Below are 15,346 nucleotides of genomic sequence, written 5' to 3'. Positions count from 1 at the left end.
CGCTCCTATAAGGTCAATCGCGCGATATAGAACCCGTCGAGGCCGCCGCGCTCGGCCCACATGAAGGGCAGGGTGCGGACGTCGCCGCGCGGGGTGATGGCGTCCTCGAGGCCCGGGAGTTCCGCCGGCGTGACACGCACGCGCTTGAGCTGCGGATTGCGGACGAGCTGGGCGTTGATGCGCTCGATTCCCTCGTCCTCCTGCAGCGAGCACACGGCGTAGACCAGGGTGCCGCCGGGCTTCAGCAGGCTGAGAGCGTGAACCAGCAGACGGTCCTGGGTGACGTTCAGCCGCGCGACATCCTCCTCGTCCTTCAGCCAGGCGATGTCGGGATGGCGGCGCAGGGTGCCGGTGCCGGAGCAGGGGGCGTCCAGCAGGATCGCGTCGAACTTCTCTTCGGGTGTCCACTTGCTCGCATCGGCGGTCACGAGATTGGCCGACAGGCCGGCGCGCGCGAGGTTTTCACCGAGGCGCGTCATGCGGCGGGCCGAAATGTCGACGGCCGTCACCTGGGCGCCGGCGGCGCAGAGCTGCATCGTCTTGCCGCCCGGCGCGGCGCAGAGATCGGCGACGCGCTTGTCGGTGACGTCGCCCAGCAGACGCACGGGGAGGGCGGCGGCGGCGTCCTGCACCCACCAGATGCCCTCGGCAAAGCCCGGCAGCTCGGCGATGTGGCCGCCGCCCTTCCGCCGCAGGGTGCCGGTCGGGAGCTTCTCGGCTTCGAGCTGGTCGGCCCAGAAATCGGCATCCCGGCGGACGGTGAGATCAAGCGGCGCCTCGTGCAGGTGTGCCGACGCGATGGCGCGCGTCGTATCCTCGCCATAGGCGTGGATCCAGTTCTCCCACAGCCAGCGCGGCGTGTTGAGGCGGGCGGGGTCGCGATCGACCAGCAGGGCGTCGCCGTCGCGCGAGATCCGGCGCAGCACGGCGTTGATCAGGCCCTTGAGGTGGTGCAGGCCGGCATCCTCGACCAGGCGCACCGAGGTATCGACCGCCGCATGAGGCGGCGTGCCGAGGAACATCAGCTGGGCGGCCCCCAGGCGCAGGACCTGACGGCCGACAGCGTTCGCACCCTCCAGGGGTTTGGTGATCAGGCCGGACAGCACGCCCTCGATCTCGCCCAGGTGGCGCACGGTCGTGGCCAGCAGCAGGCGGACAAAGGCGCGGTCGCGCGGATCGAGCGCCGTGAAGCCGCGATGGCCGGCCAGCGCGTCGTCGAGCGGCTGGCCCTTGTCGAGACAAGCCATCAGCACATCGACTGCGGCGCGGCGGGAGGCGAGAGGGGTGGCATCCATCGTGCGGCGCTATAGCTGCCGCGCGCGCCGTTGTCATCGTCGCGCTGCCTCGGCAGTGTGCCGCCCGAAAGGATTTTCTGCATGAAGAGCGTGAGTTCCTACTTCGCCGACTGGTGGCGGCTGGTCGTCCCGTACTTCCGGTCGGAGGAGCGCTGGATCGCCATCGCCCTGCTGGTGGGTGCGATCGTGCTCACCCTGGCGAGCGTCACGGTCAACGTCGCCTTCAGCGAATGGAACCGGCGCTTCTACGACAGCCTGCAGAATAAGGACGAAGCGGCCTTCTGGACCGAGATGGGCAATTTCGGCTGGATCGCCGCGCTGGCCATCGCTTTCGGGGTGGCGCGCGGGCTGGTCAGCCCGTACCTGCGCCTCCGGTGGCGGCGGTGGCTGACGGGACACTATCTCTCCCATTGGCTCGACGGCCGCGGCTACTACCGGATCGAGCTTGAGCGCAAGGTCGACAATGCCGACCAGCGCATCTCCGAGGATCTGCGGCTGCTGGGCTTCTACACGATGACCCTGCTGCTGGGCCTGATCAGCGCAGTGGCGACGTTGATCTCCTTCCTGTTTATCCTGTGGCAGCTGTCGGGACCGATGTCGCTGTCTTTCATCGGGCTCGACGTGGTGATCCCCGGCTACATGGTCTGGGCGGCGCTGATCTACGCCTTCCTCGGCACCTGGCTGGCCAACCTGGTCGGCCGGCGACTGATCCCGCTCAACTTCCTGCAGCAGCGTTACGAGGCGAATTTCCGCTTCGGCCTGATGCGGGTACGCGAGAATGCCGAGGGCATCGCGCTCTATCGCGGCGAGTCGCGCGAGAACGAGGTGCTCGAGGAAAAGTTCACCGACGTGTTCAACAATGCCTGGCGCGTGCTGGTGACCGAGATGCAGCTGGTCTTCTACCAGATCGGCTATGGCCAGCTCGCGATCATCTTCCCCTACATCGTGACGGCGCCGCGATTCTTTGCCGGCGCGATCACGCTGGGCGTCGTCATGCAGACGGCGCAGGCTTTCGGGCAGGTGCAGTCGGCCCTGTCCTTCTTCATCGACAACTATACCAACGTGGCCGAGCTGCGGGCGGTGATGGACCGCTTGAAGGGGCTGCAAACCGCGATCGACGAGAAGCCGCCGGAGAACATCACCGTCGGCGCGGAGGCCGGGCGTATCGATGTCGGCACCAGCGGCCTCGATCTCGCTTTGCCCACCGGCCAGACCCTTCTGAAGGACCTGAACCTCACCCTGCCGAAGGGAGCCTGGACGCTGATCTCCGGTTCGAGCGGTTCGGGCAAGAGCACGCTGTTCCGGGCGCTGGCCGGCATCTGGCCGTTCGGGCACGGGCGGGTGCTGATCCCGGCCGGCGCGCGCGTGCTGTTCCTGCCGCAGAAGCCCTACATCCCGATCGCAACCCTGCGCGACGCGGTGAAGTATCCCGACGAAACCTCCACGGCCAACGATGCCGAGATCGTGCAGGCGCTGGAGGCGGCGCGGCTCGGCCATCTCTCCGGCCGTCTCGACGAGGAGGCGCACTGGAGCAATATCCTGTCGGGCGGCGAGCAGCAGCGCCTCGCGATCGCGCGCGCGCTGGTCTTCAAGCCCGACTGGCTGTTCCTCGACGAGGCGACGGCCTCGCTCGACGAGGCCAACGAGGCGGCGGTCTACAGTGTGCTGAAGGAGCGGCTGCCGCAGGCGACTGTCGTGTCGATTGGCCATCGTCCGTCGCTGCGTCAGTGGCACGAGACGCGTCTCGACCTGAAGCGTGCGCCGGGCGAGACGGGAGCCCTAAACGTCGTGACCTGACGAGCGCTCGATGGTGAGGCCGGGCACGCGATCGAGGGCGTGCACGGCCTCCTCGATCGCGCGCGAGTTCCAGGCATCGCGTGCCCACCAGCCGCCGATGTCGATGGAAGAGAAGCCGCCACCGCGCGCCGGCTGTACACTGGCGACCCTGACCCGCGAGGTTTCCGGCCCGCCCAGCACGATCGTGCAGGCCGACGTCGAAAGGTGCCAGCGCCTGCCCGTCGCGTCGCTCCACAGCGCGAAGCCCCGGTCGCCGAGGCCGAGCGCGATCGAGCGCGGCGTCTCGAGCAACTCGGGCGCGTTCAGGCAACGGTGGGCGATACGAAGCGGCTCGTGGGCGTCGCTCGTCCGCACGTCGTAGCCGACCCTGAACCGCTCGATCGGACCCGGCGATTGGGCCGCGCGCGGGACCGCGTCGTTGGCCGCGTGCCAGTCCCCGATCCACGGAGCGGCGGCCGCCTCGAGATCACCCCAGCTCAGGTAGAGAGCGCCGGCGCTTTCTCCGAACTCGGTGGCGCGCGGCGCCCCGTAGAGCGAGAGGCCGATGGGGATGCCGTCGACCGTCCTCCAGGTGGCATGGAGCACGACATGGCTGGACAAGCCTGCATGGGGCGAAAGCTCGTCGCGCTGGATCGTCTGCGGGGCGCCGAGACGGATCACCAGCCGGGCGAACAGGTCTTTCGAAGGGGTGGCGGTGGCGGCCAGTTCGTAGGTTACGCTCAGGACCGGCCGGTCGGGCCGCGGCGAGGAAGGTTCTGCCGAGCAGGTGGCGAAGCCGTAGGCCTCCGTGCAGGGCAGGGGGCGGCAGGCATAGCCCATTCCCTCGAAGTCTCGAACCACGGCATTGAAGCGCGTTCCCCACGGGAAGAAGCCAGCCTCGCCGAGCCGGAAGCCTGTCGCGGTGTCGTCCATGGACGACAGCTTAGCCGTTTCGCAGGCATGCCAGTGGAGAAAGACAACTTGCCTTCAATGAAAGTCCGGTCCATCAGAGGGGATGAGCAGATCACCTGAGCGCATCGCCGAAACCACCCGTGACATCGGCCATCGCCTGCGGACCGCCCGGACCGGGGCCGGCCTGACGCTCGCCCATGTGGCCGGCCGGGCGGGGGTCTCCGAAGGCTTTCTGTCGAAGCTCGAGCGCGGACAGGCGGCGGCCTCGATCGCCAACCTGATCCAGCTCGCCGACGCGTTGGGGCTGGGCCTGCACGAACTCTTTCCCAGCGAGGCGGCACCGGCCAAGACGATGGTTGCCGTGCACAGGGCTGGCGAGGGCGGGCTGCAGGAGGTGGCCGCGACCGGCTACCGCTGGCGCCACCTCGGCGGCGGCGCACCGCTCGATCGCATGGAGGTCTTCCATCTGGTCTTCCCGCGCGCGAAGGGCATGGAGGCGACCGTCTCGCATCCTGGCCAGGAGCATTGCTACGTGCTGTCGGGCGAAGTGCTGTTCCATGTCGGCGACGAACAGCACCTGCTGAAGGCGGGCGACGGAATCCTGATCGATTCGCAACAGCCGCACCGCGCCGAGAATGCCGGGCGTGGGCAGGCCCAGGTGTTGATGTCGGTGGCAAAGCCCGCCGATGCGGCCGAGGTGCCGGACTGGTGGCGCCTCGCGTCCTCGAAAATCAAGGAAGAGAAGCCGAAGGAGGAAAGCCAGGCATGAGCAAGCATGTTCCCGACACGGCGGCGGCCAATGCGACGCTGTCCACCGAGCGCGAGGCCTCCCGTCGTGACCACAAGCCCTACCAGGTGCGCCATCTCGACGAGGTCGACTGGGAAACGATCCGCTGGCCGGGCGAGACCGGCAAGATGCTGTTCCATCCGCGGCCCGACGACCCGACGCAGCCGAATGCCGGAATCCTGCGGTTAGAGCCGGGCGCTCATCACCCCGAGCACTATCACGGCTTCGCCCAGGTCTGGCTGGTTCTGAAGGGCGAGTTTACGATCGATGGCCGCATCTGCCCGGCCGGAACGATGCTCTATCACCCCGATCCGCATTTCGAGGGCGAGTTCCGGACCGAGACCGGCGGCGAGATTTTGATTGTGCAGTACCCCGGCCCGACGACCGGTGAACGCCCGATCTATGCCGGCCGCTTCAACATGGAGACGCGCAAGTCGATCGCCGAGGAACGGGTCGACCTTTAGAATTCATGAATCACCGTCGTCTCGACCGGAGCACCGAAGGTGCGGAGTGGAGAGACCTTCGCCCTACCAAATGCCGGCTGCTCGTAGAGAAAAGGTCTCTCCACTCCGCGCTGCGCGCTACGGTCGAGACGACGGAGTCTTGTCAGCGCAGGCTCGCGTTGATCTTGTCGAGTGCCGAGGTGCCGGGGCAGAGCTCCGGGGCGTTCAGCGTGTTTAGCGGCACGTCGACCGTGTTCAGGTTGGCGTGCAGGTCGCTCGGGGTCGGATCGACGTAGAGCAGACCGGTCACCACCTCGCCGGCATGCAGGCCCTCCTGGACGCGCTTGACGGCCGCGACCTTGTCGGACGGATCGTAGTCCTCGCCGAGCTTGCGCAGGCGCAGGATCGAACCGTCATGCTGCTGCACGATCTTCGTGGTGCCGGGATCGTAGGAGGTGGTGATCTCCTCGCGGGTTTCGATGAAGTCGATGCGGTTCAGCGCTTCGTTGTGCTCGCGTACATAGTCGTAGCTCTTGGTCGAGCCCGCGTGGTTGTTGAAGGCCACGCAGGGGCTGATGACGTCGAGGAAGGCCGCGCCCTTGTGGTCCATCGCCGCCTTGATCAGCGGCACGAGCTGGTGCTTGTCGCCCGAGAAGGAGCGGCCGACGAAGGTGGCGCCCATCAGGATGGCCAGCGACACCATGTCGATCGAAGAATCGGGGTTGGAGACGCCCTTCTTGCTGATCGAGCCCTTGTCGGCGGTGGCGGAGAACTGGCCCTTGGTGAGGCCGTACACGCCGTTGTTCATGACGATGTAGGTCATGTTGACGCCGCGCCGCATGACATGGGCGAACTGGCCGAGGCCGATCGAGGCGGAATCGCCGTCGCCCGACACGCCCATGTAGATCAGGTCGCGGTTGGCCAGGTTGGCGCCGGTCATCACCGACGGCATGCGGCCGTGCACGGTGTTGAAGCCGTGGCTGGCGCCCACGAAGTAGGTCGGCGCCTTGGACGAGCAGCCGATGCCCGAGAGCTTGGCGACCTGGTGCGGCAGGATGTCGAGCTCGTAGCAGGCCTGGATGATCGCGGCGCTGATCGAATCGTGGCCGCAGCCGGCGCACAGCGTCGAGACGGCGCCCTCGTAGTCGCGGCGCGTGAAGCCCGCCTTGTTCTTGACGAGCGAGGGATGATGGAGCCGGGGCTTGGCGATGTAGGTCATGACGCGGCCTTGTCGAAAGAGACAACCTTGAGCTGACTGAGCTTCTGGGTGATGTCGTTCGCGATGAAGCGCGCCGTGATCGGCGTGCCGTCATAGTGCAGGACGGGCACGATCTTGCGCGCGTCGAGCGTGTATTCGCTGAGCAGCATGGTGCGGAACTGGCCATCGCGGTTCTGTTCCACGATGAAGACGCGGTCGTGCTCGTGGATGAAGTCCTCGACGCTTTGCGCGAAGGGGAAGGAGCGCACGCGCAGCGCGTTGACGTGATGGCCCTCGGTCTCGAGATGGTCGAGCGCCTCGTCCATCGCGGGGCTGGTCGAACCGAAGTAGATCACGCCGAAGCGGGTCGGCTTGGGCGAGGAATAGCGCAGCGGCTGCGGCGCGATCTTCTTTGCGGTCTCCCACTTCTTCTGCAACCGCTCCATGTTGCGCACATAGACCGGGCCTTCTTCCGAGTAGCGCGCGAACTCGTCCTTGGTGGTGCCGCGCGTGAAGTAGGAGCCCTTGGTCGGATGCGTGCCCGGATAGGTGCGGAACGGGATGCCGTCGCCGTCGACGTCGAGGTAGCGGCCGAAGGTCTTGCCGGCCTCGAGATCCTCGGCGGTCATCACCTTGCCGCGGTCGAGGACGCGGTTCTCGTCCCAGGCGAACGGCTTGCACAGGCGGTGGTTCATGCCGATGTCGAGGTCGGTCATGACGAAGATCGGGGTCTGCAGCCGGTCGGCGAGGTCGAGCGCCTCGGCGGTGAACTCGAAGCACTCGCGCGGATCCTCGGGGAACAGCAGCACATGCTTGGTGTCGCCGTTGGAGGCATAGGCGCAACCCAGCAGGTCCGACTGCTGGGTACGCGTCGGCATGCCGGTCGAGGGACCGCCGCGCTGCACATTCACCAGCACCGCCGGGACTTCGGCGAAGTAGGCGAGGCCGATGAATTCGGTCATCAGCGAGATGCCGGGACCGGACGTGGCGGTGAAGGAGCGCGCGCCGTTCCAGGCGGCGCCGATCACCATGCCGATCGAGGCGAGCTCGTCCTCGGCCTGCACGATCGCGTACTTGGCCTTGCCGGTCTCCTTGTCGTGCCGGAACTTCTTGCAATGGCTCTGGAACGCCTCGGCCAGCGAAGAAGATGGCGTGATCGGATACCAGGCGCAGACCGTGGCGCCGCCATAGACGGCGCCCAGCGCGGCCGCGCTGTTGCCTTCCACGAAGATGCGGTCGCCGACATTGTCGGCGTGGCGCACCTTGAGCTTCACCAGGTCGGGATCGACATGCTGCTTCACCCAGTCCCGGCCGAGGTTCATCGCCTTCACGTTGGAATCGATGAGCTTTTCCTTGCCCTTGAACTGCTCGCCGAACAGCCGCTGGATTTCCTTCTCGTCGATGTCGAGCAGCACCGAGAGCGCGCCGACATAGATGATGTTCTTGAAGAGCTGGCGCTGGCGGGCGTCGGAGTAGGTGGCGTTGGTGATCGCCGTGAGCGGCACGCCGATCACGTTGATGTCCTCGCGGAACATCGACGACGGCATGGGCTTGGTCGAATCGTAGAACAGGTAACCGCCGGGCGTGATCTCCTTCACGTCCTCGGCCCAGGTCTGCGGGTTCATCGCGACCATCATGTCGACGCCGCCACGCCGGCCGAGATAACCCTTCTCGGTGACGCGCACCTCGTACCAGGTCGGCAGGCCCTGGATGTTCGAGGGGAAGATGTTGCGCGGGCTGACGGGCACACCCATGCGCAGGATCGACCGGGCAAAGAGTTCGTTGGCCGAGGCCGATCCGGATCCGTTGACGTTCGCGAACTTGACGACGAAATCGTTAACGGCAGCTATTGCTTGCGGCATGCGTGCTCCGCGTGTGTCATTTCGATGTAATACTTGCGCATGTCCCATGCGCCGGTCGGGCAGCGTTCGGCGCACAGGCCGCAATGCAGGCAGACATCCTCGTCCTTGACCATGACCCGCTGGGTCTTGAGGCCGTCGCCGACATAGAGGTCCTGGGTCGGGTTCATCGCCGGCGCCATCAGGCGCGTGCGCAGCTCCTTCTCCTCACCGTTCTCGGTGAAGGTGATGCAGTCCATCGGGCAGATGTCGACGCAGGCGTCGCACTCGATGCAGAGCTGGCCGCTGAACACGGTCTGGACGTCGCAGTTGAGGCAGCGCTGCGCCTCCTTGAAAGCGAGCTGCGGATCGAAGCCCAGTTCGACCTCGGCCATGATGTCCTTCAGCGCCTCCTTCTTGGGGCGATGCGGGACCTTGAGGCGATGGTCGATGGTGGGAGCGTTGTCATAGCTCCACTCATGGATGCCCATCTTCTGGCTGGCCACGTTGACGCCGGGCGCGGGACGCTCCTCGGGGTTCTCGCCGATCAGCATCTTGTGGATGGAGGTCGCCGCCTCGTGGCCGTGCGCGGCCGCCCAGATGATGTTTTTCGGGCCGAACGCCGCGTCGCCGCCGAAGAACACCTTCGGATGCGTGCTGGCGAAGGTCTTCTCGTTGAGCTGGGGCAGACCCCACTTGTCGAACTCGATGCCGGCGTCCTTCTCGATCCACGGGAAGGCGTTCTCCTGGCCGATCGCGACCAGCACGTCGTCGCACTCGTGGAACTCGTCGGGCTCGCCCGACGGGACCAGCGAGCGGCGGCCCTTGTCGTCGTACTTCGCAACCACCTTCTCGAAGAGCACGCCCTTGATCTTGCCACCCTCGTGGCGGACTTCCTTCGGGACGAGCATGTTGAGGATGGGAATGTCCTCGCCGATCGCGTCTTCCTTTTCCCAGGGCGACGCCTTCATCTCGTCGAAGCCGGAGCGGACGATGACCTTCACGTCCTCGCCGCCGAGACGGCGGGCGGTACGGCAGCAGTCCATCGCCGTGTTGCCGCCGCCCAGCACGATCACGCGCTTGCCGACCTTGTCGATGTGGCCGAACGAGACCGACGACAGCCAGTCGAGGCCGATATGGATGTTGGCCGAGGCTTCCTTGCGGCCCGGCACGTCGAGGTCGCGACCGCGCGGCGCGCCCGAGCCGACGAACACCGCGTCGTAGCCCTCAGCCAGGACGGCCTTCAGCGAGTCGACCTTCTGATGTCGAAACTCGACGTTGCCGATGCCGGTGATGTAGCCGACTTCCTCGTCGATCACCGACTCAGGCAGACGGAAGTGCGGGATCTGCGTGCGAATGAAGCCGCCGAGCTTGGGATCCTGGTCGTAGACGACGATCTCGTAGCCCAGTACCGCGAGGTCGCGCGCGACGGTGAGGGAGGAGGGGCCGCCGCCGATACAGGCGATCCGCCGGCCGTTCTTCGCCGCCGCCTTGGGCATCTTGGAATTGATGTCGTCGTCGTCCTTGTAGTCGGCGGCGACGCGCTTCAGGCGGCAGATCGCGACCGGCTCCTTCTTGCCCTTCACCAGCGTCTCGTCCTCGACGCGGCTGCGCCGGCAGGCCGGCTCGCAGGGACGGTCGCAGGTCCGGCCAAGGATTCCCGGGAAGACGTTGGACTTCCAGTTGATCATGTACGCATCGGAGTAACGTCCGTGCGCGATCAGCCTGATGTACTCGGGGACGGGGGTATGGGCAGGACAGGCCCATTGGCAATCGACGACTTTATGAAAGTAGTCGGGATTGGCGATGTCAGTCGGCTTCAACATAAACTCCAGGCGGCGGCGGGAGCGGCGACTCAGAAACTGGTAAACGACGGTTTAGATTACCCTAAACGGGGGGCGCATTGGGGGATTATTACCATCCAGCGTCAAGCGCTAACCATTTGCAAACGTGCGGGAAATCCCGCACGCGCTGGAGGGTCTTAACGGGAGGGGCGATAGGCGCTGGGCGAAGCGCCCGAGGCGCGCCGGAACATGGCGCTGAAGGCGCTGACGCTCTCGTAGCCGAGATCGAGGGCGACGTCGGTCACGGCCTGGCCGCCGCCCAGACGGCCCATTGCCTCCAGCACCCTTGCCTGCTGGCGCCAGGCCCCGAAGGTCAAACCGGTTTCCGTCAAGAACAGACGGGCCAGCGTCCGCGGGCTCGCATTGGCCCAGCCCGCCCACTCCTCCAGGGTGCGCTGGTCGCCTGCATGGGCGAGCAGGGCCGAACAGAGGCGATGCAGTCGCTTGTCGCGCGGCATCGGAAGATGCAGCGGCAAGGAAGGTTCGCGGTGCAACTCGTCGAGGATCAGCGCCACGACATGGCCGGCCGCGCCGCGCTCGTCATAGTCCACCGGCATTTCGGTCGCGCGCACGATCAGTTCGCGCAGCAAGGGAGATATGTGCAAGACGCGGCACATGTCGGGCATTCCGGCCGCTGCATCCTGGCGCAGATAGAGTGTGCGCATCGTCACGTCGCCGGACATCACGATCGAATGGTGGATGCCGGGCGGCATCCACAGCGCGCGCTGGGGCGGCACCACCCAGACGGCTTCTTCCGTGGACACGCGCATCGTACCGGCGGTCGCGTAGATGAGCTGGGCGCGGCGATGACGGTGCGGCGCGATTTCGAAGCTGTCGGGGAAATCCTTGGGCATGGCTGCGACCGCCCGGGGGACCTGCTGGTAGTCCTCAGGATCGGTCGAGCGGCCGGTTTGGCGTTTTCGCGACATTAGTTGGCAATATAGCGCAAGCCAGACAGGCGGACCAAGCCTAGTCTCGACGTTCCTGGAGGAACAACAAGATGAGCCACGGCAGTCCAACTTCGATCCTGCTCAATATCGGCCACGCCATGGATCACTGGATCCTGGTGGTCTTCGCCTATTCCTGGGGCGTCATCGCCGGGGTGTGGGGCGTCGAGTGGACAGAGCTCACGCCGTTCAACTACGGCGCGCTCTTCATGTTCGGCGCCGGCTCGATCGTCAGCGGCCGGCTCGGCGACCATTGGGGCCGCTGGATCATGATGGTGATCTTCTTCGTGGGCATGGGAGTCTCCGCCCTGATCATCGCGCTCTGCACCAACAAGTGGCAGATCGGCGCCGCGCTGACCCTGATGGGCGCCTTCGCCTCGATCTATCACCCGGTCGGGATCCCGATGCTGGTCCAAAAGGCGAAGAATCCCGGCTTCACGATCGGCGTGAACGGCCTCGCCGGCAACATGGGCATCGCCATCGCGGCGGGCCTCTCGGTCTATATTGCCCAGCGCTTCGGCTGGCAGGCGGCGTTCATCATCCCGGGCGTCATCTGCCTGATCTGCGCCGTCGCCTTCGTGGCTCTGGTGCCGCGCGAGGAAATGGCGCCGGCCAAGCGAAAGGCCAAGATGCTCGACCTGCCGCCGTCGGTCATGGCGCGTGTGTTCGCCATCATGACCTTCACCGCGGTGACCGGCAGCATCATCTTCAACTTCACGACCAACGGAAACGGCGAGCTGCTGGCCAACCGCGCCAAGACCATCGCGCAGGATCCGGCGATGCTGGCCACGATGCTGTTCATCATCTTCGCGCTGGCCTCGCTCGCCCAGCTCGTGGTCGGCAAGATGATCGACCGCTATCCGCTGAAGAACATCTACCTGCCGATCGTGCTGCTGCAGGTCCCGCTGTTCCTGCTCGCCTCGCAGGTCCAGGGCTGGGCGCTGTTCTTCACGGCCATCGCCTTCATGCTGCTCGTGTTCGGTGCCATACCGTTCACCGATGCGATGATCGTGCGCTATATCGACGACCGCATGCGCAGCCGCGTGACCGGCGTTCGCCTGGCGATCGGCTTCGGCGTGAGTTCCTTCGTCGTGGCGCTCATCGGCCCCGCGGTGAAGGATGCGGGCTTCCCCGTGCTGCTGTCGGTGCTGGCCGGCGTGGCTTTCTGTTCGTTCCTTGCCCTGTCGATGCTTCCCAGCGAAGGTGACGTGCATGCCGCTTCGGCGGCGCCGAAGCCCGCCGAGTAGCAAGTCTCCCTGCAAAACGACGGCCGCGCGCGCATTGCGTGGCCGTCGCGCGTTTGCGATCCTCCCTCCAAATGAAACAATGAGGGCAGGATCATGATCAAGAGACGTGGCGTACTGGCGGGAGCCGCCGGTTGGACGATCGTCGGAGCGTCGTCGGTGCGGGCGCAGGCGTGGCCCAGCCAGCCGATCCGGCTGGTGGTGCCCTATGTGGCCGGTGGGTCGACCGACACGGCCGCGCGCATCGTCGCCGAGAAGCTGTCGGGCATGCTCGGGCAGCAGGTGATCGTCGAGAACAAGGGCGGTGGCAACACCATCATCGGCATGGATGTGGTGGCCAAGGCCAAGCCCGACGGCAACACGCTGCTGCTGGGCGCCGCGACGATGGCCACCAATGTCGCCCTCGGCCTCAAGCAGCCATTCGATCCGCTCAAGGATTTCCAGATGATCTCGACCCTGGTCGACATCCCAGATCTGCTGGCGATCGACGCCAAGGCGTTGCCGGCGAAGAACTACGCCGAGTTCGCCGAATGGGTGAACAAGCAGCCGCAGCGCGTGCGCTATGCCACGTCGGGCATGGGCAACCAGCCGCACTTGTGGGGCGAGCTGTTCCGCACCCGCAACAAGCTCAACCTCGAGAGCGTCAGCTACAAGGGCGCTGCCGATGCGTTGCGCGACGTCATGGGCGGGCACCTGCCGATCATGATCGACGTCGTGCTGCCGACCGGCATGCATGTGGCAGCTGGCCGCCTGACCGGCATTGCCGTCGCTTCGCCCGAGCGTTCGACCGTCTGTCCCGATGTCCCGACCGTGGCCGAACTCGGCATGAAGGACCTGGAGAGCGCAGCGTTTTTCGGACTCGTGGGGCCTGCCGGCCTGCCGGCGCCGATCGTGGAGAAGCTCAACGCGCTCTGTCTCGAGACGCTCAAGGACCCGGCGGTCAAGAAGAGGTTCGCCGAGCTCGGATTCTTCACGACGGGCAGCACGCCGCAGGCCTATCTCGACAGGGTCAAGTTCGAAACCGAACGCTGGACCAAGGTCGTCAAGGAAAACAACATCAAGATCGAGGGCTAGCAGTCATGGCGTCCGCGTCGGCAGTACCGGTTCCTTCCTCCCATCTCGACGCCGCGCGCGACGCCGAACCTGCAACCAAGGCCGCCAATGCCGCGATGGCGGCGACGCTGCCGTTCGCTGACACGGCCGACTTCGAAGCCGCGAAGCGCGGTCTGATCGCGACCGTGCCGGAGGGGATCGTGCGTACCGGCGGCGGTACGGTGCTGTGGAACCTGGGCGAGTATGCCTTCATCGACGGCGAGCTGGCACCCGACACGGTCAACCCTAGCCTGTGGCGCATGGCGCGCCTCAACCTCGCGAATGGCCTGTTCAAGGTCACGGACCGGCTCTACCAGCTGCGCGGCTTCGACATCGCCAACATGACGGTAATCGAGGGCGACAGCGGGCTGATCCTGATCGATCCGCTGACCACGGCAGAGGTTTCCCGCGCGGCCCTCGAGCTCTACTACGCGCACCGGCCCCGCAAGCCGGTGGTCGCCGTGATCTACACCCACAGCCATATCGACCACTATGGCGGCGTGCGCGGCGTGGTCGACGAGGCCGACGTCAAGGCGGGCAAGGTGCGGGTGATCGCGCCAGCCGGCTTCATGGAGGCAGTGTCGGGCGAGAACGTGCTGGCGGGACCACCGATGGCCCGTCGCGCGCAGTTCCAGTTCGGCACGATGCTGCCGCGCGGGCCGCGCGGCCAGGTGGATGCCGGTCTCGGCAAGAGCGTGGCACGCGGCACGCCCGGCCTGATCGCGCCGACACAGTCGATCGCCAAGCCGGTCGAGACGCATGTGATCGACGGCATCGAGATCGTCTTCCAGCTGGCGCCCGAGACCGAGGCACCGGCCGAGATGCACATGTTCTATCCGCAGCTCGGCGTCCTCAACATGGCGGAGAATGCCTGCCCGCTGCTGCACAATTTCATCCCGTTGCGCGGCGCCGTGGCGCGCGATCCACGCATCTGGGCCAAGTATATCGGCGACGCGATCGCGATGTACGGGCCGAAGACGAAGGTGCTGATCGGCCAGCATCACTGGCCGACCTGGGACAACGCGAAGATCATCGATTATCTCGAGGCGCAGCGCGACCTCTACAAGCACATCCACGACCAGACACTGCGCTTCATGAACCGGGGCTGGCGGCCCGCCGAGATCGCCGAGGTGATCGACCTCCCGCCGGGTCTCGCCGAGCGCTGGACGGTGCGCGGCTATTACGGATCGGTCAGTCACAATGTGAAGGCCGTCTATCAGCGTTACCTGTCCTGGTACGACGCCAATCCCTGCAACCTGCACCCGCTGCCGCCGGCTCCGGCGGCCGCAAAGTTCGTCGAATACATGGGCGGCGCGGCAGCCGTGGTCGAGAAGGCGCGGGCGGACTTCGCGAAGGGCGAGTATCGCTGGGTCGCCCAGGTCATGAAGGAAGTCGTCTACGCCGAGCCTGGCAACGTGGAGGCCCGCACGCTCTGCGCCGACGCGCTGGAGCAGATGGGATACCAGGCGGAGTCCGCCACCTGGCGCAACGCCTTCCTGTATGGCGCGCAGGAGCTGCGTCACGGCGTGTTCCAGATGCCGGTGCGTCCCGGCATGGGGGCAGACACGCTCGCGGGCCTCACCAGCGACGTCTTCTTCGACCTGCTGGCGATACGTCTCGATGCGAAGAAGGCGGTCGGCCACTCGCTGATCGTCAACTGGCGCTTCACCGATCGCAACGAGACGCTGGTGCTCACGCTGAAGCACAGCACGCTCACGCATCGCATGGGTGAGATCGCGGCGAACGCCGACGTCTCCGTCACCACGACGCGCGCGACCATGGACGCCATCGTCATGCGCAAGCTCACCATTCCCGACGCAGTGGCGAGCGGCGCCCTGCAACTCCAAGGCGAGATCCCGAAACTCGGTGCCTTGTTCACGATGATGGATCCGCCGACGGGAATGATGTTCGAGATCCTCACGCCGGGCGAGGGGCGGTAGCGCGAAACGCTTGACAGAACCTCCCGCGTT

The 15,346-nt window shown here is 66.0% G+C and carries 12 protein-coding genes; 6 read left to right on the top strand and 6 right to left on the bottom strand.

Annotated elements, in window-relative coordinates; all coding sequences use genetic code 11:
- Positions 1–5: 5 nt before the first annotated feature.
- Positions 6–1,295: an RsmB/NOP family class I SAM-dependent RNA methyltransferase gene (locus ACT6UX_RS27810; protein WP_444778409.1), complete on the bottom strand. Its 1,290-nt coding sequence runs from the start codon at positions 1,293–1,295 to the stop codon at positions 6–8.
- Between the two features lie 81 nt (positions 1,296–1,376).
- On the opposite strand from ACT6UX_RS27810, the gene ACT6UX_RS27805 reads away from it, so the two are divergent.
- The gene (locus tag ACT6UX_RS27805; RefSeq protein WP_444778408.1) at positions 1,377–3,092 is read left to right on the top strand and encodes an ABC transporter ATP-binding protein/permease; all 1,716 of its coding nucleotides are present in this window, start codon (positions 1,377–1,379) and stop codon (positions 3,090–3,092) included.
- Here ACT6UX_RS27805 and ACT6UX_RS27800 read toward each other — a convergent pair.
- Entirely contained in the window at positions 3,075–4,004 is a 930-nt protein-coding gene (locus ACT6UX_RS27800) for a hypothetical protein (protein ID WP_444778407.1), read from the bottom strand. The two genes, ACT6UX_RS27805 and ACT6UX_RS27800, sit on opposite strands and share 18 nt — an antisense overlap.
- Before the next feature lie 82 nt (positions 4,005–4,086).
- On the opposite strand from ACT6UX_RS27800, the gene ACT6UX_RS27795 reads away from it, so the two are divergent.
- On the top strand, positions 4,087–4,752 hold the full coding sequence (locus ACT6UX_RS27795) for a helix-turn-helix domain-containing protein (RefSeq protein WP_444778406.1): 666 nt from the start codon (positions 4,087–4,089) through the stop codon (positions 4,750–4,752).
- The gene (locus tag ACT6UX_RS27790; RefSeq protein WP_444778405.1) at positions 4,749–5,234 is read left to right on the top strand and encodes a cupin domain-containing protein; all 486 of its coding nucleotides are present in this window, start codon (positions 4,749–4,751) and stop codon (positions 5,232–5,234) included. The genes ACT6UX_RS27795 and ACT6UX_RS27790 overlap by 4 nt, the downstream gene beginning before the upstream one ends.
- Positions 5,235–5,376: 142 nt before the next feature.
- On the opposite strand, the gene ACT6UX_RS27785 is transcribed toward ACT6UX_RS27790, so the two are convergent.
- The 4 genes from ACT6UX_RS27785 to ACT6UX_RS27770 all read right to left on the bottom strand — a co-directional run bounded on the left by ACT6UX_RS27785 (position 5,377) and on the right by ACT6UX_RS27770 (position 10,947).
- Positions 5,377–6,432 (bottom strand): 2-oxoacid:ferredoxin oxidoreductase subunit beta, encoded by a 1,056-nt coding sequence (locus ACT6UX_RS27785; RefSeq protein ID WP_422015565.1) that lies wholly within the window; start codon positions 6,430–6,432, stop codon positions 5,377–5,379.
- Positions 6,429–8,273 carry a 2-oxoacid:acceptor oxidoreductase subunit alpha gene (locus tag ACT6UX_RS27780; RefSeq protein ID WP_444778404.1) on the bottom strand — a complete coding sequence of 615 codons (1,845 nt, stop codon included), beginning with the start codon at positions 8,271–8,273 and terminating at the stop codon, positions 6,429–6,431. The genes ACT6UX_RS27785 and ACT6UX_RS27780 overlap by 4 nt, the downstream gene beginning before the upstream one ends.
- Positions 8,258–10,072: an FAD-dependent oxidoreductase gene (locus tag ACT6UX_RS27775; RefSeq protein WP_444778410.1), complete on the bottom strand. Its 1,815-nt coding sequence runs from the start codon at positions 10,070–10,072 to the stop codon at positions 8,258–8,260. Before ACT6UX_RS27775 ends, ACT6UX_RS27780 begins: the two co-directional genes overlap by 16 nt.
- 158 nt (positions 10,073–10,230) lie before the next feature.
- Positions 10,231–10,947, bottom strand: a complete 717-nt coding sequence (locus ACT6UX_RS27770) for an AraC family transcriptional regulator (RefSeq protein WP_444778403.1) — start codon at positions 10,945–10,947, stop codon at positions 10,231–10,233.
- A gap of 146 nt (positions 10,948–11,093) precedes the next feature.
- Between ACT6UX_RS27770 and ACT6UX_RS27765 the strand changes: the two genes are divergently transcribed.
- The 3 genes from ACT6UX_RS27765 (at position 11,094) to ACT6UX_RS27755 (ending at position 15,316) form a co-directional block, all read left to right on the top strand.
- Positions 11,094–12,287 (top strand): MFS transporter, encoded by a 1,194-nt coding sequence (locus ACT6UX_RS27765; protein WP_444778402.1) that lies wholly within the window; start codon positions 11,094–11,096, stop codon positions 12,285–12,287.
- A gap of 93 nt (positions 12,288–12,380) precedes the next feature.
- Complete coding sequence (locus ACT6UX_RS27760) at positions 12,381–13,358, top strand: Bug family tripartite tricarboxylate transporter substrate binding protein (RefSeq protein WP_444778401.1); 978 nt, start codon at positions 12,381–12,383, stop codon at positions 13,356–13,358.
- A gap of 5 nt (positions 13,359–13,363) precedes the next feature.
- Positions 13,364–15,316 (top strand): alkyl/aryl-sulfatase, encoded by a 1,953-nt coding sequence (locus ACT6UX_RS27755; protein WP_444778400.1) that lies wholly within the window; start codon positions 13,364–13,366, stop codon positions 15,314–15,316.
- Positions 15,317–15,346: the final 30 nt, after the last annotated feature.

The organism is Reyranella sp., assembly GCF_052439685.1.
Classification (GTDB): Bacteria; Pseudomonadota; Alphaproteobacteria; order Reyranellales; family Reyranellaceae; genus Reyranella.
This window is presented reverse-complemented; position numbering and strand designations above follow the sequence as displayed.

Coding starts and splice junctions, on each gene's coding strand:
- ACT6UX_RS27810 (WP_444778409.1), bottom strand. CDS start 1,295: ATGGATGCCACCCCTCTCGCCTCCCGCCGCGCCGCAGTCGATGTGCTG.
- ACT6UX_RS27805 (WP_444778408.1), top strand. CDS start 1,377: ATGAAGAGCGTGAGTTCCTACTTCGCCGACTGGTGGCGGCTGGTCGTC.
- ACT6UX_RS27800 (WP_444778407.1), bottom strand. CDS start 4,004: ATGGACGACACCGCGACAGGCTTCCGGCTCGGCGAGGCTGGCTTCTTC.
- ACT6UX_RS27795 (WP_444778406.1), top strand. CDS start 4,087: ATGAGCAGATCACCTGAGCGCATCGCCGAAACCACCCGTGACATCGGC.
- ACT6UX_RS27790 (WP_444778405.1), top strand. CDS start 4,749: ATGAGCAAGCATGTTCCCGACACGGCGGCGGCCAATGCGACGCTGTCC.
- ACT6UX_RS27785 (WP_422015565.1), bottom strand. CDS start 6,432: ATGACCTACATCGCCAAGCCCCGGCTCCATCATCCCTCGCTCGTCAAG.
- ACT6UX_RS27780 (WP_444778404.1), bottom strand. CDS start 8,273: ATGCCGCAAGCAATAGCTGCCGTTAACGATTTCGTCGTCAAGTTCGCG.
- ACT6UX_RS27770 (WP_444778403.1), bottom strand. CDS start 10,947: ATGCCCAAGGATTTCCCCGACAGCTTCGAAATCGCGCCGCACCGTCAT.
- ACT6UX_RS27765 (WP_444778402.1), top strand. CDS start 11,094: ATGAGCCACGGCAGTCCAACTTCGATCCTGCTCAATATCGGCCACGCC.
- ACT6UX_RS27760 (WP_444778401.1), top strand. CDS start 12,381: ATGATCAAGAGACGTGGCGTACTGGCGGGAGCCGCCGGTTGGACGATC.
- ACT6UX_RS27755 (WP_444778400.1), top strand. CDS start 13,364: ATGGCGTCCGCGTCGGCAGTACCGGTTCCTTCCTCCCATCTCGACGCC.